The sequence below is a fragment of the Chitinophaga sp. genome (assembly GCF_039596155.1).
In the GTDB taxonomy this organism is placed as follows: Bacteria; Bacteroidota; Bacteroidia; order Chitinophagales; family Chitinophagaceae; genus Chitinophaga.
Map to the genome: position 1 here is coordinate 73,622 of NZ_JBCNKF010000008.1, position 20,997 is coordinate 94,618.

16 protein-coding genes are annotated in these 20,997 nt (G+C 44.6%); 8 read left to right on the top strand and 8 right to left on the bottom strand.

Going from position 1 to position 20,997, the window contains the following annotated elements; translation table 11 throughout:
* Positions 1 to 65 precede the first annotated feature (65 nt).
* The 3 genes from ABDW33_RS10025 to ABDW33_RS10035 are packed head-to-tail and all read left to right on the top strand — an operon-like array spanning position 66 to position 2,025.
* On the top strand, positions 66 to 815 hold the full coding sequence (locus tag ABDW33_RS10025; RefSeq protein ID WP_343689923.1) for an MBL fold metallo-hydrolase: 750 nt from the start codon (positions 66 to 68) through the stop codon (positions 813 to 815).
* Entirely contained in the window at positions 816 to 1,628 is an 813-nt protein-coding gene (locus tag ABDW33_RS10030; RefSeq protein ID WP_343689924.1) for a helix-turn-helix domain-containing protein, read from the top strand.
* Between the two features lie 58 nt (positions 1,629 to 1,686).
* Positions 1,687 to 2,025, top strand: a complete 339-nt coding sequence (locus ABDW33_RS10035) for a nuclear transport factor 2 family protein (protein WP_343689925.1) — start codon at positions 1,687 to 1,689, stop codon at positions 2,023 to 2,025.
* A gap of 66 nt (positions 2,026 to 2,091) precedes the next feature.
* On the opposite strand, the gene ABDW33_RS10040 is transcribed toward ABDW33_RS10035, so the two are convergent.
* The 8 genes from ABDW33_RS10040 to ABDW33_RS10075 form a co-directional block, all read right to left on the bottom strand.
* Complete coding sequence (locus ABDW33_RS10040) at positions 2,092 to 2,571, bottom strand: hypothetical protein (RefSeq protein WP_343689926.1); 480 nt, start codon at positions 2,569 to 2,571, stop codon at positions 2,092 to 2,094.
* Positions 2,572 to 4,296 carry a hypothetical protein gene (locus ABDW33_RS10045; RefSeq protein WP_343689927.1) on the bottom strand — a complete coding sequence of 575 codons (1,725 nt, stop codon included), beginning with the start codon at positions 4,294 to 4,296 and terminating at the stop codon, positions 2,572 to 2,574.
* Positions 4,297 to 4,418: 122 nt separating this feature from the next.
* Complete coding sequence (locus tag ABDW33_RS10050; protein ID WP_343689928.1) at positions 4,419 to 4,970, bottom strand: sigma-70 family RNA polymerase sigma factor; 552 nt, start codon at positions 4,968 to 4,970, stop codon at positions 4,419 to 4,421.
* A 258-nt stretch (positions 4,971 to 5,228) separates the two neighbouring features.
* Positions 5,229 to 6,194: a transketolase C-terminal domain-containing protein gene (locus ABDW33_RS10055; protein WP_343689929.1), complete on the bottom strand. Its 966-nt coding sequence runs from the start codon at positions 6,192 to 6,194 to the stop codon at positions 5,229 to 5,231.
* A 140-nt stretch (positions 6,195 to 6,334) separates the two neighbouring features.
* A complete protein-coding gene (gene galE / locus ABDW33_RS10060; RefSeq protein WP_343689930.1) occupies positions 6,335 to 7,363 on the bottom strand; it encodes a UDP-glucose 4-epimerase GalE in 1,029 nt (342 codons plus the stop codon).
* 373 nt (positions 7,364 to 7,736) lie between these two features.
* Positions 7,737 to 8,600, bottom strand: coding sequence for a glucose-1-phosphate thymidylyltransferase RfbA (rfbA, locus tag ABDW33_RS10065; RefSeq protein ID WP_343689931.1), 864 nt, complete (start codon positions 8,598 to 8,600; stop codon positions 7,737 to 7,739).
* Positions 8,601 to 8,886: 286 nt separating this feature from the next.
* Positions 8,887 to 9,891 (bottom strand): inorganic phosphate transporter, encoded by a 1,005-nt coding sequence (locus tag ABDW33_RS10070; protein WP_343689932.1) that lies wholly within the window; start codon positions 9,889 to 9,891, stop codon positions 8,887 to 8,889.
* 38 nt (positions 9,892 to 9,929) lie between these two features.
* Positions 9,930 to 10,583, bottom strand: coding sequence for a DUF47 family protein (locus ABDW33_RS10075; RefSeq protein WP_146970137.1), 654 nt, complete (start codon positions 10,581 to 10,583; stop codon positions 9,930 to 9,932).
* Positions 10,584 to 10,860: 277 nt separating this feature from the next.
* Between ABDW33_RS10075 and ABDW33_RS10080 the strand changes: the two genes are divergently transcribed.
* The 5 genes from ABDW33_RS10080 (at position 10,861) to ABDW33_RS10100 (ending at position 20,531) form a co-directional block, all read left to right on the top strand.
* Entirely contained in the window at positions 10,861 to 11,697 is an 837-nt protein-coding gene (locus tag ABDW33_RS10080; RefSeq protein WP_343689933.1) for a UDP-2,3-diacylglucosamine diphosphatase, read from the top strand.
* 373 nt (positions 11,698 to 12,070) lie between these two features.
* Positions 12,071 to 12,400: a hypothetical protein gene (locus ABDW33_RS10085; RefSeq protein ID WP_343689934.1), complete on the top strand. Its 330-nt coding sequence runs from the start codon at positions 12,071 to 12,073 to the stop codon at positions 12,398 to 12,400.
* A 224-nt stretch (positions 12,401 to 12,624) separates the two neighbouring features.
* Positions 12,625 to 15,399: a TonB-dependent receptor gene (locus tag ABDW33_RS10090; protein WP_343689935.1), complete on the top strand. Its 2,775-nt coding sequence runs from the start codon at positions 12,625 to 12,627 to the stop codon at positions 15,397 to 15,399.
* Between the two features lie 38 nt (positions 15,400 to 15,437).
* Positions 15,438 to 16,850: a hypothetical protein gene (locus ABDW33_RS10095; RefSeq protein ID WP_343689936.1), complete on the top strand. Its 1,413-nt coding sequence runs from the start codon at positions 15,438 to 15,440 to the stop codon at positions 16,848 to 16,850.
* A 438-nt stretch (positions 16,851 to 17,288) separates the two neighbouring features.
* A complete protein-coding gene (locus ABDW33_RS10100) occupies positions 17,289 to 20,531 on the top strand; it encodes a TonB-dependent receptor (RefSeq protein ID WP_343689937.1) in 3,243 nt (1,080 codons plus the stop codon).
* Positions 20,532 to 20,997 lie beyond the last annotated feature (466 nt).

Genomic DNA, 20,997 nt, shown 5'->3' on the forward strand with positions numbered 1-20,997 from the left:
GCCGCAGGCAGGAGCGTTCCTTTTTAATTTCGTACCTTTGTTCCCGCACTTTGGCAAATGAACATATGGCACGTATTATTCCATTATCAGAAGGGTCTTTCACTGTAGATGCTACAAAACAGTTCGTACCTTACAATCCATCGGTAGACACCATGCAGCAACGCTCGGGTGGCTCCCTGCTGGTAGAAATCCAACCTTTCCTCGTCATCACCAACCAGGATTACATCCTTTTCGATACAGGTCTGGGCCTCCGCAATAAGGATGGCGTACTGCAAATCCATCAACATCTCATCGATCATGGCGTGAACCCCATGGAAATTACCAAAGTACTGATGAGCCATCTGCACAAAGACCACTCTGGTGGCGTTTCCGCAGAAGATCCTATCACCGGCCAACGTCAGCTAACCTTCCCACACGCTACTTATTACGTAAACAGGCAGGAATTCGAGTATGCAATTGAGCATGACGGCAAATCCTACCTTGCTGCCGATATCTCCCTCCTCAAAGATTACGACAACGTCATCTTTACCGAAGGCAATGGTACCATCGATGATTACATCTCTTACGAGGTAACCGGCGGTCACTGCCCTTATCACCAGGTTTTTCTTATCGACGATGAAGATGGTAAGATCTTCTTTGGCGGAGACGAAGCCCCGCAAATGTCTTACATGATCCGTCGCTTTGCAGCCAAATACGACTTTGACGGAAAGCGCGGTATGGAACTCCGCGAGCAGTTCAAACAACGCGGCATTGCAGGTGACTGGACATTCCTCTTCTATCACGATACAAAGACACCTTTCAATAAATTCAAATAAATGTATACTGCGTATGATAACCTCTGTTTTACCGGCCATGCACACATGCAGGCCTGGCAACAGGGATCATACAACTGGGCTGCGTACAGCAGATATCATCGCAAGGCAGATCATGAAGTATACACCCCCGTTAGCATCCTCAACCTGGTGCTGGAGGGAGAAAAGCGTATGTACGATGGACAACGCATTCACCATCTGCATGCCGGAGATGTATTCCTTATCCCAGCCGGTACGCTTGTCTGCTCTGAAATATTGGGGCGAAAAGAAGGGTATGCAAGTATCAATATAGTACTGCCTGATACATGGACACGGTTGCTGCCTGCACCAACAACCCCCATTGAAGTGGCTACCTGCCGGCTCAATAATGCACCTACCTGGCAGGAGCTTTCGTTGGAACTATATACCGGTTTTCAACAATCGTCCCAGCTCCATCCCGGCTACATTATCCCCAAAGTGCTTGCACTGCTTCCGCTACCGGCCTTACAGATGCTCCGGCAGTCGCATGAGAGTCATCTCCCTGTACAGGCAATCGGCGGCGAACTGGCCTCTCCTTTACAGGTGGAAGATCTGGCCCGCCAGAGCTGTATGAGCAAAGCCACCCTGAAACGACGTTTTCAACAACGTTATCTTAAAAGTCCTATGCACTGGGTATGGGAAAAGCGGCTGGAAAGAACCAGCTTTTTGTTAAGAACCACTTCCCTTTCCATACAGGAAATCGCCTACAGCAATGGCTTTGAGAACATTCCTCATTTCTATCGATTATTTCGTCGTGCTTATGGTATGACACCAGGGGAATGGCGTTCCATAAAATGAGCCTTTCAGCAAATAGTCCTGTCATCCCACTATCTATCTTGTTTTAAAAAAAGTAATTATGAGCAATTTCGCGCAGGAATGGCTACATGCCTGGAACTCTCATCAGCTGGACACCATTATGGCTCACTATGCAGAAGACGTGGTGTTTTACTCTCCTTTTATCATCAAAATTAATAACGATCCCGCCGGCAATCTCCACGGCAAAGCCGCCTTGCAAGCTTATTTCTCCAAAGCATTGCTTGCCTATCCAGACTTACATTTTGACCTGATACAGGTATTGGAAGGCGTGAATTCTGTGGTATTGTATTATCGTAGTGTGGGTAACAGACTTTCTGCCGAGATGATGGTCTTGAATAATGAAGGGAAGGTAGTAGAAGTAAGAGCACATTATGCTTAAGAAAAACAAAGCCTCCCCGACAGGGAGGCTTTGTTCACATATTCCGTTTATAATATTTTCTGATTATCAGTTTCTAAACCTGCGGGCCCCTGGTCCACCTACATTTCTCACTTGTCTTTCTTTCAACTGCTGGATCAATACCTTCCTGAATTCTCTTTCTGACCTGAACACCGACCCCGCTTTATTTGCAGGTAATACTTTTTGAAATTCTTTGTCGTAGTGGTTTTTAATATCCAGCATACGCTGCTCATATTTCAACTCCGGATCTGGCTTGGGGTCAGCATTGCTTGTCTTAGCGGTCGTATTCCGGTTATTTCTTTCAGCAATGAGAATTTCAACCTCTTTCGTATACTGGTTATACACCGGCCAGAATTTCTGGGCTTCATCTGGTGTGAGATCAAGCTTCTGAGCCAGGTAGGCTATTTCAGCAGCCCGGATCTTGTCTTTTATCTCAGCATCGCTGCCACCATTCTGTGCCACACCCGGTGAGGGTCGACATAGAAGGCAGGTGATAAAAAGTAAGCACAGTATGTAGAAATGTTTCATTTAGTTTGTAATTGGACTTTCTTCTTTTAAAGAACCGGTGTTCTCCAGATAGCTCTTAATGTCTTCGGTAGACAATCCACCAGGCAGTGGTGAAGTTTCTGTAGTCGCCGTCGTTTTGGATGTTCCTGCTGTCAATCCCATGAGATCTTCTTTATCAAAAGCATCCACGTGATTCTGCAGGTACTCCAGGATTTCCTGGTCACTTACATCTGATAAACTAGCTTCGGCCAGATTAATGGTGGCAGTAGTTGTTGACTGATGTTGTGTATTTCGCATATAATACAGGCTACTGGTGCCCACGAGCGCTATCATGCAGGCTGCTGCCGCCCATTTATAGAACTGCATTCTGCGTGGGCGCATGTTCACCACTTTGGCTGGTTGCTGAACAAGGGCCGTAACCTTTGTATCCAGCTGATTGAAGTAACCAGTTGGAACAGAGAACGGCATTGTCTTAGGTACACCTGCCAGCAGCGGAGAAATGGCGGCCAGTTCATCAGCTACTTCCTCACTCCTTACTTTTTGCAGGATCTGGTCAGACAGCTGCGCAAAGTAACCTTCCGGCATAGAGAATGGGGCCGTTCTTGTCAGCTCTGCAAAAGGCGATACGTTTTCTGTATCGGCTGCTTCCATTATCTTTTGCATTACCAGGGATGGTAGTTGCCCGAAGTATTCGTTTGGAGGAGGGGTAAGCGGAGTTGTCCGGGATATACCAGATAATTCCGGGGCCAGCTCTTCTTTTATAAGTGCAACGATCCGTTGTGGAAGTTGCTCAAAATATGCCGGTGGCGGAGCCGAGAAAGGTACATCTCTTGAAATTCCCTGCAGAACCTGTTCCTCATTTATCCGGGCAAAGACCTGCTGTGACAGCTGCTCGAAATACCCTGCCGGCGGAGCTGAGAAAGGTACATCTCTTGAAATTCCCTGCAGAACCTGTTCCTCATTTATCCGTGCAAAGACCTGCTGTGACAGCTGCTCGAAATACTCTGCCGGCGGAGCGGAGAATGGTAGTTCTCTGGAGATCCCCTGCAGAACCTGTTCCTCATTTATCCGTGCAAAGACCTGCTGTGATAGCTGCTCGAAATACCCTGCCGGCGGAGCCGAGAAAGGTATATCTCTGGAAATTCCCTGCAAACCCTGTTCCTCACTAATCCGTGCAAAGACCTGCTGTGGCAGTTGCTCGAAATACCCTGCCGGCGGAGCCGAGAAAGGTACATCTCTTGAAATTCCCTGCAAACCCTGTTCCTCACTGATCCGTGCAAAGACCTGCTGTGGCAGTTGCTCGAAATACCCTGCCGGCGGAGCCGAGAAAGGTACATCTCTTGAAATTCCCTGCAAACCCTGTTCCTCACTGATCCGTGCAAAGACCTGCTGTGACAGTTGATTAAAATACCCGGCGGGCGGAGCGGTAAAAGGTAATACCCGGGTTACCCCTGGCAATTCCGGCTCCTGCGCATCGTGGATATGTGCCATGATGGCTTGAGGAAGTTGATCAAAATAACCCTGTGGCGCGGACAACGGGAGCGTTTTGGGTGTAGCCGCGAGTAGGGGGGAGAGGTTTTCCAACTCTTTCTGCACATCTGCCTCACGCACCCTATCAAGGATGATTGCTGGCAAAGTCTCAAAGTAACCAGCAGGAACCTCTGAGAGGGGCGCCTTTTGTGGCCATTGAGCACCAGGAATCAGCTCCTGAATTTCGTTCGCAATATCGTTGCCTTTGGGTATCATTTGGTATTTAGACGGCAAAAGATATGAATAGTTTAAAGACTTAACTGTTTCGTCTTTAAATATTTCATTTTCATCTCAAAAAATAACGATTTCACCTCAAAAATTCAGCAAATGTCGCATTTTTAGCTGTTCTTGATAAATTCTTCTATCTTTTTTACGGCGTGGTGGTAGGAGGCTTTCAGCGCACCCTCTGAGGTATCCAGCACACGGCTCATTTCTTCATAGGGCATCTCGTCATAGTATCGCAGGTTGAATACGATCCTTTGTTTTTCAGGTAGTCCCAGGATAGCTTTCTGTAATTTCCATTCCAGTTTATTCGCGTCAAACTGGCTATCAGCTTTCAGCGTATTACTAAGCCCTGTTTCCACATCGGAGAGGGACACGGCTGTATTTTTCTTTTGCTTTTCCAGGAACGTGAGGCACTCGTTAGTCGCTATTTTATATAGCCACGTGTATAACTGGGCGTCTTCACGAAACCCTTCCAGGTTCTTCCAGACTTTCACAAATATGTTCTGCAACACATCATTTGCGTCATCATGATCCAGCACTAACCGCCTTACATGCCAATATAAGCGCTCCTGATATTTTTGAATAATATACGTAAATCCTTTTTCCCTTGTGGCAGGATCGCGGTACAAACTCAGCAATGTCTTATCATCCTGGATAATGGCCATACTAAGGTTAAATGGTTAAAGAATGGAATTTAATTAAAAACCACTTATTAAGATCGTTTTTACCCCGGAAAGTTTAATCTGCTTTCGAAATGATAGGTCGCATTTTTTGCATACTGGTATAGGAATAAAGCGGGTTGTATCAATTTCGTACTGGCTTTGAGCAAGATAGCCACCGCCTGATAGCCACCCGGTAAAAAAATATAGGCTGACTGGTATCCAGTCAGCCTACAGTCTTATAAAAAGCCGTTCAATTGCTACTTATTTAGCCTTTTTTCTGGCAATTGCTTTTTCAGCAGCTGCTACGATATGATCTGCATCCAGACGATATTTCTTCAGCAGTTCCAGTGGCTTACCGCTTTCGCCGAAGGTATCTTCAGTACCTACATATTCAATAGGAACTACATGGTTACGAGCCGCTACCTGCGCGATGCTATCACCCAGACCACCGAGTACATTGTGTTCTTCTGCAGTTACAGCACAACCGGTTTTCCTGATGGAAGCCAGTACTGCTGCTTCATCCAGTGGCTTGATGGTGTGAATATTGATGATTTCCACGCTATAACCTCTTTCTTCCAGGATCTTACCTGCCTCGATAGAGAGCCATACCATGTGACCACAGGCGAAGAGGGTAACGTCAGTACCTTCATGCAGGATCTGCGCTTTACCTACCTCAAATTGCTGGTCTTCAGGTGTGAAGTTAGGCCATTTTGGACGGCCGAAACGCAGGTAAACAGGACCATGATGTTCCGCAATCGCAATAGTGGCAGCTTTGGTCTGATTGAAATCGCAAGGTACGATCACAGTCATACCTGGCAGCATTTTCATCATACCTATATCTTCAAGGATCTGGTGAGTAGCACCATCTTCACCCAGGGTTAAACCTGCGTGTGATGCACAGATCTTCACATTCTTGTCAGAATAAGCAACGGACTGACGGATCTGATCGTATACGCGCCCGGTTGAAAAGTTGGCAAACGTGGTAGTATAAGGGATTTTACCGCCAATGGTCATACCAGCAGCGATACCTATCATGTTGGCTTCTGCAATACCGACTTGTACAAAACGATCCGGAAACTCCTTAATAAAGGCGTTCAGTTTCATAGATCCCAGCAAATCAGCAGTCAGTGCCACTACATTTGGATTTCTACGTCCGGCCTCCAGGATTCCTTCTCCAAATCCTGCGCGGGTTTCCTTCTCATTTAACGGTTTAATGTCTTTTACCATAGCCTTTATTATAAGTATTGAGCCTTAAAAGTAATAAAAAAGATGAGCATGTTATACCTTTTTATAGTTAGCACAGGGTATGCTCTTTTATTTAAAAAAGGGTTTCTTCTGCCTAAGGCGGATGAAACCCTTTTTTAGCATTAATTATTTAACACCCTGTCTCTCAGTGCTACTTCCCACTGCCAGGCTGTCCTCATCATATCTTCGATACCTGTTTTAGGCTCCCATCCCAGGGCTGATTTGGCCTTGGTATTGTTTGCATAGATCGCGATCACATCGCCCGGACGATCCGGACCCAATTCGTAATTCAGCTTGACGCCGGAGATCTTTTCAAATGCCTTGATAGCCTCCAGTACAGTGACACCATTACCGGTACCCAGGTTGAATACCTCGCAGTTGGTACTGTTTTTCTTGTCGATCAGGTATTGTAACGCCCTGGTATGCGCATTCGCGATATCCATTACATAGATATAATCGCGGATACAACTACCATCGCGGGTATCATAATTATGACCGAATACAGTCAGCTTAGGAATTTTACCAATTGCTGTCTGGGTGATCACAGGTACCAGGTTATCTGGCTTTCCCAGCGGCAGCTCGCCGATCAGGGCAGAAGGATGTGCCCCTACCGGGTTGAAATAACGGAGCAATATAGACTGGGTGCTGTTTACACGGCTATAGTCCTCAATGATCTGTTCTCCCATTTGCTTGGTACGTGCATAAGGAGATTGTGCTTCTCCCAGCGGCGTTTCTTCTACTACCGGCAATACATTGGTGTTGCCATATACAGAGCAGGAAGAAGAAAACACCATGTTAGGAATGTTGAATTCCTTTACACATTTCAGTACGTTCGTCAGTGATGTGAGGTTGTTGTGGAAATATAACAATGGCTCTGACACCGATTCTGGTACTGTTTTCAGGGCTGCGAAGTGAATGACACCTACGATGTCACGGTTTTCGTGGAATACGGCGTGTGTATCTTCCAGGTTGCAGAGGTCAACTTTGTAGTTACGGACTTTTTTACCTGTGATTTTTTCTACGCCTTCCAGCAATTGTGTACTACTGCGGATATTGCTGTCTACAGAGACTACGTCAAATCCATTATTGATCAGATCTACGATAGTATGAGAGCCAATATAGCCACAACCGCCGGTAACAAGAACCTTCATATAATTTGTTTTTAGAGTTGGTATCAAAGTAACAAAAAGCGAATTACGAATTTATGTCGTAAATACCATATTCTCAAAATATTGGTCAGCCAGTATGCATTCCCCGGAAAAATTTCCTCTTTTCACATTCTTTTTAGCTGACTCATGCCGGGTTTTTCAAAACCGGCAGGCGGTAATTTATTGATGCTGGTAGGTATTCTCTGCAGGAATCACACGCACTTACTTCTTTTTGAGGCGGCCTTTTAATGCTGGTTGCAAGGCTGCCTGCTACCCGGATCATTTTTCCTTGTATAAGTATCAGGGACGTACATACACCAAAAAAATCGCTTCTACCTGGCGGCAAAAGCGATTTTTTGGTGTATGAATATCAATATTATTGTTTCAGCAATGACTCAAGGTAGTTGCCATAGCCGCTCTTCAGCAGTGGCGCTGCCAGTTTATGCAGCTGCTCTATGTCTATAAAACCTTGTCTATAGGCGATTTCCTCGATACAGGCAATCTTGATACCCTGTCGTTGCTCTATCACCTGAACAAACTGAGAGGCCTGCATCATAGAATCGAAGGTACCGGTATCCAGCCATGCAGTACCGCGTGGTAAGATAGATACTTTCAGTCTGCCAGCTTCCAGGTATGCCTTATTCACATCTGTGATCTCGTATTCACCGCGGGCGCTGGGCTTCAGGTGAGCTGCAATCTCCACCACATCATTGTCATAGAAATACAGCCCCGGTACAGCGTAGTTGCTCTTTGGTTTCGCTGGCTTTTCTTCGATAGATACAGCCTGCATCTTGTTGTCAAACTCAACCACCCCATATCTTTCAGGATCCGATACCTGGTAGGCATATACGATCCCCCCCTGCACATGTACGTTGTTGGCCAGCTGGGTACCCAGACCTGCACCATAGAATATATTATCACCTAATACCAGTGCGACATTATCCTTGCCAATAAAGTCCTTTCCGATCACAAATGCCTGTGCCAGGCCATTAGGTTCCGGTTGCTCAGCATATTGAATATCCAGACCCAGTTGCTTACCATCGCCGAAAAGGCGCTTAAAAGCAGGTAGGTCATGAGGTGTGGAAATAATAAGGATCTCCCTGATGCCAGCCAGCATAAGCGTAGACAATGGATAATAGATCATCGGTTTATCATACACCGGCATGATCTGCTTGCTGATGGCATAAGTAATGGGGTGTAAACGTGTGCCGGAGCCTCCGGCTAAAATAATACCTTTCATTGCGGTTTATTATATGATAAACAATAATCAATACGAGGGTCATCTCAAAAGTGATGCCTTACAACCGGAATTAATTACTGGATGCAATTCTCCCTGCTTTTGGCTGACTTTTGAGGAAACCTTCTCATTGACGTAATAGGATACTGGGTCTGTCAAAAGCCTTACAAAAATAGGGGGATGGGGGAGAAAAAAAAGCGGCAGCAGGAAAATATCCATAAAAAAAGCCGGCGTGAGAGATATCTTTAATATTCTCACGCCGGCCCGGATGTATCGATTCGAAGATCGTTTAGATAAAGAGATTCACGATGAAATACACAGCAGCAGCCAATAACGCACTGATCGGAATAGTCAGTATCCATGCCCAGAGCAGGCTGACAGTAACCCCCCAGCGCACAGCGGACAGGCGTTTGGTAGCACCAACCCCGATAATAGAACCGGTAATGGTGTGTGTTGTACTCACAGGAATGGCCAGTGCTTCAGTGAGGTAAAGCGTAATCGCACCTGCAGTTTCTGCGGCCACACCTTCCAGCGGAGTTACTTTCGTGATACGGGATCCCATCGTTTTTACAATCTTCCAGCCACCACTCATGGTACCCAGACCAATTGCAGCAAAACAGGAGAAGGGTACCCAGTTCGGTATATGCGCCAGGTCAGGAATCACACCATGTGCAACCAGTGCTGCAGCGATGATACCCATTACCTTCTGTGCATCGTTACCACCATGGGCAAGGCTCAGCGCACCTGAAGATACCAGCTGCAGGCGTTTGAACCAGCTTTCTGCCCTATATGGGTTTGCCTTGCGGCAAATGTTCATAATGATGATGGTGATCACAAAGGCTACGGCCATACCTATGAAAGGCGCGAGCGCAATGAAGTAAATGATTGGCATCACCTTACCATAGTTGATCACATCAAAGCTACCATGAGCAGCAGCAACGGCAGAACCAATAAAACCACCGATCAGGGTATGTGAAGAACTGGATGGAATACCATACCACCAGGTAAGCAGGTTCCATAAAATAGCTGCAATCAGTCCGGAGAAGATCACTTTCAACGTGATAAACTGCTCAAACACCGATTTGGCAATGGTATTACCTACCTTAAATTCCCCGTAAATGTACTTTGAAATAAAAAAAGCGGCAAAGTTGAATATAGCAGCCCACAATACGGCCTGAAACGGAGTCAGCACTTTTGTGGATACGATCGTAGCTATAGAGTTGGCAGCATCATGAAACCCGTTGATAAAGTCAAAGATGAATGCCAGTATAATAATTGTGACAAGTAGGACCATTAGAATACAGTTTGCATTGAGCCATTAAGACCGGGCCATTATGCATATTTAATGATGATGGATTCGATCACATTCGCACAGTCTTCGCATTTATCGGTAGCGATTTCAAGTGCCTGATACAGTTCACGCATTTTCAGCAGCTCGCCTGCATTGTTGGATTCCTTTTCAAACAGGTCAGCAATAGCCATATCATAAATATCGTCAGCATGGTTTTCCAGGCTGTTGATTCTTACACAGGCATCAGTGATATTACGCATATTGGACATGTTTCTCAGTTCAGGGATCGCCTTGTGTAATTCCAGGGTACCCTGATAGATCAGGTCTGCCAGTTTACGAACGCTATCGTTGATATCTACAACTTTATAGAGATCAAGTCTTTTCGCGGAACCATGAATATAATCTGCTACATCGTCCAGGGTAGCTGCCAGGTGGTGAATATCTTCACGGTCAAAGGGAGTGATGAAGTTCTGGCCCAGTTCTACGAATATGCGATGGGTAAAGTCGTCATTCTTATGCTCCAGTCTCTCGATCAGGTGCGTCTTATCCTTCCTTACAGCAGGGTCTGTAGCGTTTACCAGTTCAATCAGAACCTTGCCCATCTCTACCAGATTGGCAGCTACATCTTCAAATAATGAATAGAATACCCTGTCCTTAGGAATAAACAATTTTACAAAGGAATTAAAGCCTCCCATACGCTATATAGTTTGAATTTGGCGCAAAAATAGCTTTCCGCGACCAATACCTCCAAGAAATAATTTTTCTTAATGATTCCTTAACACTGGATTAATATAAAAGTAATATAGCAATTTTTTCTTTGTATCGTAAAAATCTGCAGTGTATGAGCCTGGTTTCCAGGGGTGTTTTATCCCGAAAGGCCGAGTACAGGGCAGCGTACACCTACAGCGAGCGAACAACTATTTATCACCATTAGAACAATGAACCTGGCTTTCCGGTTCACCAGCGTAAACAATGTCCGATAAACGCCCACTTGATATAGTCGTTATTTCCGATGTGCATCTCGGAATATATGGCTGTCACGCTAAAGAGCTTGTCCAATACCTAGATAGCATCGATCCTAAGATACTGATTCTCAATGGCGATATTATCGACATCTGGCAGTTCAGCAAACGCTACTTCCCTAAAGCGCATACCAAAGTGATCCGCAGGATCCTGAAAATGACCGGAAAAGGTACCGATGTCTATTACCTGACGGGTAACCATGACGAAGCGCTCCGCAAATTTGCAGGGTTCGGTCTGGGTAATCTCACCATCGATAACAAACTTATCCTGGACGTTGACGGCAGAAAACACTGGTTCTTCCATGGAGACGTTTATGACGTGACCATGAAAAACTCCAAGTGGCTCGCAAAACTGGGTGGTAAAGGTTATGACCTGCTCATCATTATCAACCGCCTGGTAAACAATATCCTGGAAAGCATGGGCCGGGAAAAGATGAGCTTTTCCAAAAAGGTGAAACATGGTGTGAAACAAGCAGTGAAATTCATCTCCGATTTTGAACAGATCGTGGCCGAAATAGCTGTAGACAAAGGATTTGACGTAGTTGCATGTGGGCACATCCACCAACCCATCATCAAGGAAATGGTACACAACGGTAAAACCGTTACTTACCTGAACTCCGGCGATTGGGTGGAAAGCCTCACTTCTCTTGAATATGTAAATAAGGAGTGGACACTCTATCAGCACCCGGTTACAAAAGCAAAAGTGGTACTGCCAGAGGAGGAAGAAGATCAGCAGGTATGGGGAGATCTCGATTTATCCAAAGCTGTGACGTTCCCGAATTCTTAAGATCCGTTTTTCCCACGCACCAATATGGCGGATGGGGTAAGCCACCACATTGTGGGCTAACCCGGCAGTCAGGCTGCCTGCAGACCCCGGAGCCGTCCCTGAATAGCTCGTTTTTGCCCCAGGTAAAAACGAGCTGTTTCAAAGAATAACCCTAAACTTATATATGTTTTACTTTAACATATATTTATGATTAGATAACACACCCTTAATATTCACTTAATACGTACAAACTAAGTTTGCAAAACAAATTCAGTAAGACTGGACATACTAATCCAAACACGAAATGAAAGTATTGAAGTTACATCCTTTAATGACAGTATCCCTTTTGCAGATGCAGTTTCAACGGTTACTCTCGTGTAACATTGCAGTTTATATGCGGAACTCCCCGGCGAATGCTTTCGATACATTGCAGGAAGCTGGCTTTCTGGAAAATATGCTCATTGAATACCCCATCGACGAAACCCTGAGCCTGCGCGAATTCGAAGAAGAACTGGAAGACAGATTCAATTTCACCCTCGAACTTTGTAACAAGGACAATAAACCGTTTACCAACAAAAGTATGCACCTGTTTCAACTGATCAAAAGTATCAGCGACATCGCAAGACCAGGCCATACTAACGGTAATGAATATAACATCCAGCTCGAAAGATTAATAAATCTCCATAATAATAACAGACAAGGACCACAACCCTTTTCCTGTTAATTATTATATTGCAACTATGTAAAACCTTATATTCCTATACCTAGAACGTACCTACGAAAAACAACAACTGTTAACATACTGGTAATGTCCTGTTAACACTGCGGTTATATTACCCCTCTACTTTTGCTTTACTATCAATCTATAACTTACGAACGAACAACTCTACTGTGAAGCAACTTTTTGAGTCCGCACTCTTATGTGTATGCCTATTATTGTGTACTATCTTGCCGTCCTTTGCTTTCGATAATGGAAGAATTACTGGTAAAGTAACTGATCAGAAGACAGGCGAACCTTTGATTGGGGTAACTGTACTAATCCAGGGGACATCGCAGGGAACCGTTACTGATGTAGCGGGAAATTATACGCTTAATATCGCTGCCGGTACCTATACACTCGAGTTCAAGTACATGGGATATCAGACCAAAGCAATCACTGAAGTGATTGTAAAAGGTGGCAACGCTACCAGTCTGCCTGTTATCATGGACGAACCTACTTCCAAAAATCTCGCGGAAGTAGTGATCAAAGGCTCTTTCAAGCAGGAAACTATCAATGCATTATATACATTACAGAAAAATAACGCCGCTGTATCTGACGGTATTTCTGCTGATGTAATTAGAAAATCTCCGGACCGCAGTACCGGCGAAGTATTGAAACGAGTAAGCGGTACCACTATCCAGGATAATAAGTTCGTAATCGTACGCGGTCTCAGTGACCGTTATAACGTAGCACTGGTAGATAATGCCGTGCTGCCCAGTACTGAGCCTAACCGTAAGGCTTTCTCCTTCGACATTATTCCTGCGAATATGATCGATAACATTGTTATCACTAAATCGGCTACACCTGAATTGCCTGGTGACTTTGCGGGAGGTGTGATCAATGTACAAACAAAAGAAATTCCTGCACAACAGTTCTTCGATATCTCATTAGGTACCGGTTTCAATACCGTTTCTACTTTCCAGCCTTTTAAGACTGGTTATAAAACCAGCACCGATATCTTAGGTTTTGATAATGGTGACCGTCAGCTGCCATCTGCCTTCCCTTCTACCGTAGCTATCAAAAACAGCGAACTTAGTCTGGAGCAGACGCGTGCAGCAGAGAAATCACTGAACAATGACTATCGCGTAAGAGAGCGTAATGGTGCACCAGCCATTAACCTGCAAGGTAGCTGGGGGAATCACTGGGATACTAAGAAACATGGTAGCCTGGGCATGATCGCAGGTGTGACCTACTCACACAATGAAACGGTGGCGAAAGATATGATCAGGCACTACGATAACTTCGATTATATTGATAATGTATATAAGTATTCTTCTAACCTCGGTGCAGTTGCCAACGTAGGCTATACTACAGGTAAAAGCAAACTGGTTTGGAGAAATATTTACAACAAGATATTCGACGATAACTTCCTGTACAGAACCGGTGATAACATTGGTAGCTCTAAGTACGTGAACTACTACGCGTTTGACCTGATCCAGAAATCATTGTTCAAAACATCCGTTGAAGGTGATCACCAGGTAGGACAAGGGCAAAGTAAAGTCAACTGGTTCGTGTCTTACAATAAGGTTACTAACAACCAGCCTGACCAGCGTAAAGTTTCTTACGGAAGGGCTATCAACGATGCTTCTGCACCAATGATCGCTGAAGTGGGTTCAGTAGGTAAAGCAAACAGCCGGCTGTTCTCCAACCTCGATGAAAATATTTATATCGCTAGTGCCAACTATACACATCCTTTCCGGTTCCTCGATAACAAGAGCAGCTTCAAAGCTGGTGTATTAGGTCAGTATCGTTCCAGGGATTTTCATGCACGTTACGTCGGTATGAAACTGGATGCGATCAAAGATGGTGGTGATGAGGTAGCACAACGCCCTATCAGCACACTGTTTGGGAATGATGTAATTGATCAGGATTACTATTTGCTGGATGATATTACTTCTACAGCTGATGAATACAGGGCCACGACACTGACTACTGCCGGATATGCTCAACTTGATAACCGCTTATCTGATAAGGTCCGTATCGTATGGGGAGTACGTGTAGAGTCATTCGGTCTGAAACTGAAATCACCTATTCAGAATGCATCTGTAAACCTGGATAATAACTGGCTGGATGTACTGCCTTCAGCAAATATCACCTATGCACTGAATGAGCGTTCCAACCTGCGCGGTTCTTATTACAGAACAGTAGCCAGACCCGAACTGCGTGAGATTGCACCATTATCTTATTATGATTATGAGATGTCTTCACTCATCAATGGCAACATCAACCTGAAGCGTAGCCAGATTGATAACGCAGATCTGCGGTATGAGATCTTCCCCGCAGCCGGTGAAATTGTATCAGGATCTGTGTTCTATAAATACTTCAACAACCCGATAGAAAGCAGGGTAACATCTTCTGGTCTGAGCCAGTATGATGTTACACCTTACAACTATCCAAATGCATATAATATCGGTGCAGAAGTAGAAGTGAGAAAGAAACTGGGATTCATAGCACCACATAGCTTCCTGGATAATGTGACTTTTTATGCGAACGTAGCCTATATCAAATCTGTGGTATCTGACAATACAACTACTACAGCGAAAGACAGACCGTTATCCGGTCAATCAAATTACGTAGTGAATACAAGCCTTGGTTATGCACTGCCCAATGATAAGGTAAGCTTCAACCTCCTGTATAACAGGATAGGTCAGCGCCTGTACCTGGTAGGTGAAGGTGGTGGTGCAGATGGTTCCGGCAGACTCGGTAACATCTACGAAAGCCCAAGAGACCTGCTGGACTTCCAGGCCAACCTGAATGTAAGCAAGCGCAGTGGGTTCCGTCTGAACATCAAAGACCTGTTAAATGCACGTTATCAGTTCTACTACGATCAGAATGGTAATAACAAGTTCGATAATCCTGTATATAAAAAAGGAAGTATTAATTCTGGCGAAGACTACCTGTTACAGCGGTACCGCCCCGGGACATCATTCACATTGACATTTACATATCATTTATCAAAGTAGTTTAAATTTTTCTGAACCTAAATTCAATTCGACAATCCATGAAAAGGTATCTTTTAGGCTTGCTGGTAGTGGCATCTATTGGGGCGATGACCTCATGTAGCAAAGATGATAACGGATCTACACCTACAACCGATTCTACGTCTGCGTACGTTACACTGTCTGGTGACATCAAGACAAATACAACTTTGTCCGCTAACAAAAAATACTTCCTGAAAGGGTTTGTATATGTAATGAGCGGTGCTACCCTGACCATCGAGCCAGGCACTGTAATTACTGGTGATAAGGTGACCAATGGTACATTGGTAGTAACCCGTGGTGGTAAAATTAATGCAACTGGTACCGTAGATAAACCAATCGTATTCACTTCTGCACAGCCAGCTGGTTCACGCAGAGAAGGCGACTGGGGTGGTGTTATCCTGCTGGGTAAGGCGCCTGTAAACGCTGCTGGTGGTGAAGCTAAGATCGAAGGTGGTCTGACTCCTACTGCAGGTGGCGACGAAAAAACTTACATCTATTATGGTGGTAGCGATGCTGCTGATAACTCTGGTACACTGAAATATGTACGTATCGAGTTCGCTGGTGTTGCTTACTCTCCTGATAACGAAATCAATGGTCTGACCATGGGTGGTGTGGGTAATGGTACTACCATCAGCTATGTACAGGTATACCGTTCAGGTGACGATGCTTTCGAATGGTTCGGTGGTACTGTTAACTGTGATCACCTGATCGCTACTTATGCATGGGATGATGATTTCGATACTGACAACGGTTTCTCTGGTCGTGTGCAGTTCGGTCTTTCTCAGCGTTACAGAACAATCGCTGACCAATCTGGTTCTAATGGTTTTGAGTCTGATAACGATGCTAACGGTTCTACCAACGCTCCGCAGACAAAGGCAGTATTCTCTAACATGACGATCGTGGGCCCGGGTTCTACCGGTTCAATCAATGCTAACTATCAGCATGGTGTACAGATCCGTCGTAACTCTTCTATGAGCCTGTACAACTCACTGATCATTGGTTTCCCTTATGGTTTCTACCTGGATGACAGCAAAGTAGTTTCTCACAAAACTTCTGCTAATGCCACCGAAGGTACCCTGGTATTCTCTCACAACATCATCGCTGGTAGCACACAGGCTGCAACGAAGAGTGAGTGGGCAAATGCTGATCCTACCGCATACGCTGCATGGTGGACTGCAACCAAGACCACTGTCCTGCCTAATGCTACAGACGTAATGCTGGCGAACCCTTATCAGTTCTCTGCTGGTGTAGCTTCTTCTAACGTCGGTACACCTAGCTTCCTGCTGAAAACAGGTTCTCCTGCGCTGACTGGTGCTGATTTTGCTAATCTGACAACTGGTTTCACCGCAACTACCTATGTTGGTGCATTTGATGGTACTAACGACTGGACGAAGACCTGGACAACCGCAGGTGCAGAAAAGACAGTTTATTAATAGCTGCAGATACATATATTAAAAAGCGCTTTAGCATTTAGCTAAAGCGCTTTTTGATTTTTTAGCAGATTGACCCTTCTTTTTTCTTTGTTTTCCGCTCCCATGGCTCACTTATTGCACTCCCGTCTTATGAAAATTTTAACAGTTATCAGAGATAAAGTTAATATTAGCGTAACACTCCCTTAACATAGACCTCCTATTTTTGAACATATTGCGAACTAAGAGAATACCTATAGCGAACGAACGAATTCTTCTTATCCGCACCTATATGCTGGCCTGCTATACAAGCCATTTTTAAATTATTTTCCACAAATTATCAGCGAATTCATATGTAATTCACTGGTAACTAATGCTGCATGCGCTCGTTAACATTAATTTAATATTGTGTTAACACACGCGTAATGTTGTCGAAATACGTTTGCGTCAAATTTAACAGACGTGAATAAGATTTACTCTTCACTAATTTTTCTTTTTAGCATCCTTGTACTAGCTGCTACTAACGTAGAGGCACAAATCACTACATCACAATTAACAGGTAAGGTAGTAAGTGCAAAGGGCGAACCTTTGCCAGGTGTAACTGTCCTCGCTGTAAACACAGGAACCGGTACCAAATACGGTGGTCAAACCAATGCCGAAGGCCGTTACCTGATCAACAACCTGAATCCTGGTGGTCCTTATACCATCACCGTTACCTTCATCGGATTTAAGAAGGAAGAAAGAACTGATGTAAACTTATCTCTGGGTAGCGTTACCTTCAACTTTCTGCTCCAGGACGAATCAACAGCACTGAGCGAAGTTGTTGTAAAAGGTAACAATACTGGTAAACCAGGTGGTTTCCGCGTAGGTCAGAATGCACTGAAAACATTGCCATCTCTGAACCGTAGCTTCCAGGACTTCACCCGTGGTACTCCTCAAAGTAATAATAACTCCTTCCTGGGTTCTAACTTCCGTTATAATAACGTGACCCTGGATGGTGCTATCAATAATGACGCTATCGGTTTTAGCCCTTCACTGGGTGGTCAGACTAACAGCTCCGGACAGCCAGGTAGCTCTACCCGTACTAACCCGGTTTCTCTGGATGCCGTTCAGGATATCCAGGTATACCTCGCTCCTTACGACGTGAAAATTGGTAACTTCCTCGGTGGTAGTATCAATGCCGTAACCCGTAGCGGTACGAACGAAGTACATGCTTCTATTTACGCTTTTGGTCGTAACGCAGCAATGATTGGTAAGAACAATGCAGGTGATGGTTCTAAAGAGCCTTCCAGCTTCCATGAATATCAAACAGGTGTTCGTGTAGGTTTCCCAATTATCAAAGATAAATTGTTCTTCTTCACAAACGAAGAGATCACCCGTCGCCAGGATCCTGTGATCCTTGCTGCCGGTTCTGCTGACATGCCTTTGCTGACTGCTGATCAGGCACAACAGATCGCTGCTCACATGGAAGCACTGGATGTGGATAAAACAGGAAAATATAACGCCGGTACTTACGGTAACTATAATATCTATTCTCACTCTAACAAGTTCTTTAACCGTTTAGACTGGAATATCAACGACAAGCACCAGCTGTCTATCCGTAACAATACCATCTTCTCTGAAGCTACTAACCTGGAGCGTGACCAACAGAACTTCCGTTTCAGTGGTATTGACTACAAGCAAACCAACAACCAGACATCTACTGTTGCTGAGTTGAAGAGCCATTTCAACAACACTGTTTCCAACAGCCTGATCCTGGGTTATTCCAGCATCCACGACTTCCGTGATCCACTGTCTGATCCTTCTCTGCCTCAGATCCAGATCGCGAGCAATGGTGGTACTATCTTCTTAGGTACTGACCGTGAAGCTGCTATCTTCAATATGAAACAGAAAACCTTTGAATTCACTGATAACGTGAATATCTTCAAAGGCAGACATAACATCAACATCGGTACACACAATGAGTTTTACAACATCACTTATGGTTTCGTAAACTCCTGGAACGGCCGTGTTGACTATAGCAGCATTGCTAATTTCCTGGCTGACAAGCCAAGCCGTGTACGTGGTAACTTCAACTACACAGATAACTCCCGTGATTATATCATGGCAAACCCACCAGCAGCGTTCAAGATCAACTTGTACTCACTGTATGCACAGGATGAGATCCAGATCTCTGACCGTTTCAAACTGACTCCTGGTGTGCGTTTAGATTACACCAGCCTGCCTAACAAGCAGCCACTGAGTGCGAAGACAACTGGTGCGCCAACCGACGCTAATTACGGTACTACCTATACTTATACTAAACCAAGCGATATCAAGAATAAGTACCTGAACAACGTACAGATCTCCCCCCGCTTAGGTTTCAACTTCGATATCAATGGCGACCAGAGCCTGGTACTGCGTGGTGGTACTGGTATCTTCACCGGTCGTATTCCTTTCGCATGGTTAGGTTATGCTTATTACAACAACGGTGTAACTTATGGCGCGTATGATAAGAAATTCGGTTATACAAGCGCTACTGATGCTCCTGCTGCTGGTTCTAATCCTGTAAAGGTGAGCAACCAGGGTGCTGCACAGTTCGTGACTGCACAGGGTGTAGACGTACATGATGCAAATGGTGCTACCCAGGTGGATATGATCGATAACAACTTTAAGATGCCATCTATGTGGAGAAGCAGCTTAGCGTTGGATTACTCTACTTCTAACCAATGGCGTTTCACAGTTGAAGGTATCTATACAAAGACCATCAACGATCTGAAATTCCAGCAGGTGAACCTGGTTGATAATCCTTATTATCTGCCTTATGATACTAAACACCAGCAGCCTATTTATTCTGGTGCAAAGATCAACTCTAAATTCACAAACGCTTACCTGTTGTCTAATACTAAACAGGGTTACCGTTACAGCATCACCGGTCAGGCTAACAAAACCTGGAAGTTTGGTCTGAATGCAAGCGTAGCGTATACTTATGGTCAGTCTAAAGATATCACCAACGGTATCCGTAACTCCATGGAGTCTAACTGGCAGCTGAACCAGGCACTGAATCCTAACAATCCTGGTCTGGCTTATTCTAACTTTGATATCCGTCACCGTATCGTAGCAACTGCTTCTTACAAAGTTGACTGGACTAAGCAGAATCGTTGGGTAGCTAACTTCGCTTTGTTCTTCAATACATCTTCTGGTGTTCCTTTCACTTATGGTTTTGTGAACAGTACTATTCAGGGTACTCCACAGCAGGTAAGTCTGGTGTATATTCCAAAAGATCAGACAGAAGCCCGTACCTTCTTCACCGGTGCTAACCAGACAATGGCGGATGCATTCTGGGCTTACGTAGAGAAAGATAAATATCTGAAGACACGTAAGGGTGAGTTTACAGAGCGTAACGGTGGTCGTACACCATGGAATACTTCAGCTGATTTCCGTTTCACACAGGACTTCAATTTCAAGAGTGGTAAGACCCTGCATACGCTTACACTCACTTATGATATCGTGAATGTGACTAACCTGATTAATAAGAACTGGGGTATCCAGTACTTCTCTCCAAATACATTCAACTCAACAGCGAGTGTAGGTTTGAAGACAGCTACAGCTGGTACCGCTACAACTAATCCGGTGTATACATGGTCTGATCCAGGTACTCCTTATTCAAAGGATTTCTTTGCGAGCAGACATCAGATGCAGTTAGGTTTGAGATATAGTTTCTAGTTGATAAAAGTATGTAAAAGTCGAAGGGCGTATCGTGAGATACGCCCTTTTTTTGTGGGAGGCGGCTGACAAGACCAGACATACTTTCCACTAAATGATACAAAAAGAGTGGCCGCTATTTTGTGTCTTACACAAAGTTATGGGAACCTTGCGTACGATGCGTGTGTAAAACTTTTTTTGAAAATTTTGTCTGAATGGTGCGCTCGAAATGAATGTAGAAATGATGTTTTGATAATGAATGGTGGTGTGGTGGAAATGATTGATAGTAAAGGATTTGGTAGGAGTTATTAAGACAAAAAATACTTGTATTTGATCGGTAAAGTTGAATGGTTCCCGTATAGTTATTTGCGATAGATTTGTAGTAATGACTGTGAATCAGGGCTGTTAAAGTACCGACTAATGGCTGGTATTTCTGATTGCTGTAGTTAGCCGCCTTGCGGCTTTCGTTGCAGTGAAGCGGCTGGCA

What these genes read in the sequence shown, in the direction of transcription:
- ABDW33_RS10080 (WP_343689933.1), top strand. Translation starts at nt 10,861, where the DNA reads ATGTCCGATAAACGCCCACTTGATATAGTCGTTATTTCCGATGTGCAT.
- ABDW33_RS10030 (WP_343689924.1), top strand. Translation starts at nt 816, where the DNA reads ATGTATACTGCGTATGATAACCTCTGTTTTACCGGCCATGCACACATG.
- ABDW33_RS10085 (WP_343689934.1), top strand. Translation starts at nt 12,071, where the DNA reads ATGCGGAACTCCCCGGCGAATGCTTTCGATACATTGCAGGAAGCTGGC.
- ABDW33_RS10070 (WP_343689932.1), bottom strand. Translation starts at nt 9,891, where the DNA reads ATGGTCCTACTTGTCACAATTATTATACTGGCATTCATCTTTGACTTT.
- ABDW33_RS10025 (WP_343689923.1), top strand. Translation starts at nt 66, where the DNA reads ATGGCACGTATTATTCCATTATCAGAAGGGTCTTTCACTGTAGATGCT.
- ABDW33_RS10045 (WP_343689927.1), bottom strand. Translation starts at nt 4,296, where the DNA reads ATGATACCCAAAGGCAACGATATTGCGAACGAAATTCAGGAGCTGATT.
- ABDW33_RS10050 (WP_343689928.1), bottom strand. Translation starts at nt 4,970, where the DNA reads ATGGCCATTATCCAGGATGATAAGACATTGCTGAGTTTGTACCGCGAT.
- ABDW33_RS10035 (WP_343689925.1), top strand. Translation starts at nt 1,687, where the DNA reads ATGAGCAATTTCGCGCAGGAATGGCTACATGCCTGGAACTCTCATCAG.
- ABDW33_RS10040 (WP_343689926.1), bottom strand. Translation starts at nt 2,571, where the DNA reads ATGAAACATTTCTACATACTGTGCTTACTTTTTATCACCTGCCTTCTA.
- ABDW33_RS10055 (WP_343689929.1), bottom strand. Translation starts at nt 6,194, where the DNA reads ATGGTAAAAGACATTAAACCGTTAAATGAGAAGGAAACCCGCGCAGGA.
- rfbA (WP_343689931.1), bottom strand. Translation starts at nt 8,600, where the DNA reads ATGAAAGGTATTATTTTAGCCGGAGGCTCCGGCACACGTTTACACCCC.
- galE (WP_343689930.1), bottom strand. Translation starts at nt 7,363, where the DNA reads ATGAAGGTTCTTGTTACCGGCGGTTGTGGCTATATTGGCTCTCATACT.
- ABDW33_RS10075 (WP_146970137.1), bottom strand. Translation starts at nt 10,583, where the DNA reads ATGGGAGGCTTTAATTCCTTTGTAAAATTGTTTATTCCTAAGGACAGG.
- ABDW33_RS10095 (WP_343689936.1), top strand. Translation starts at nt 15,438, where the DNA reads ATGAAAAGGTATCTTTTAGGCTTGCTGGTAGTGGCATCTATTGGGGCG.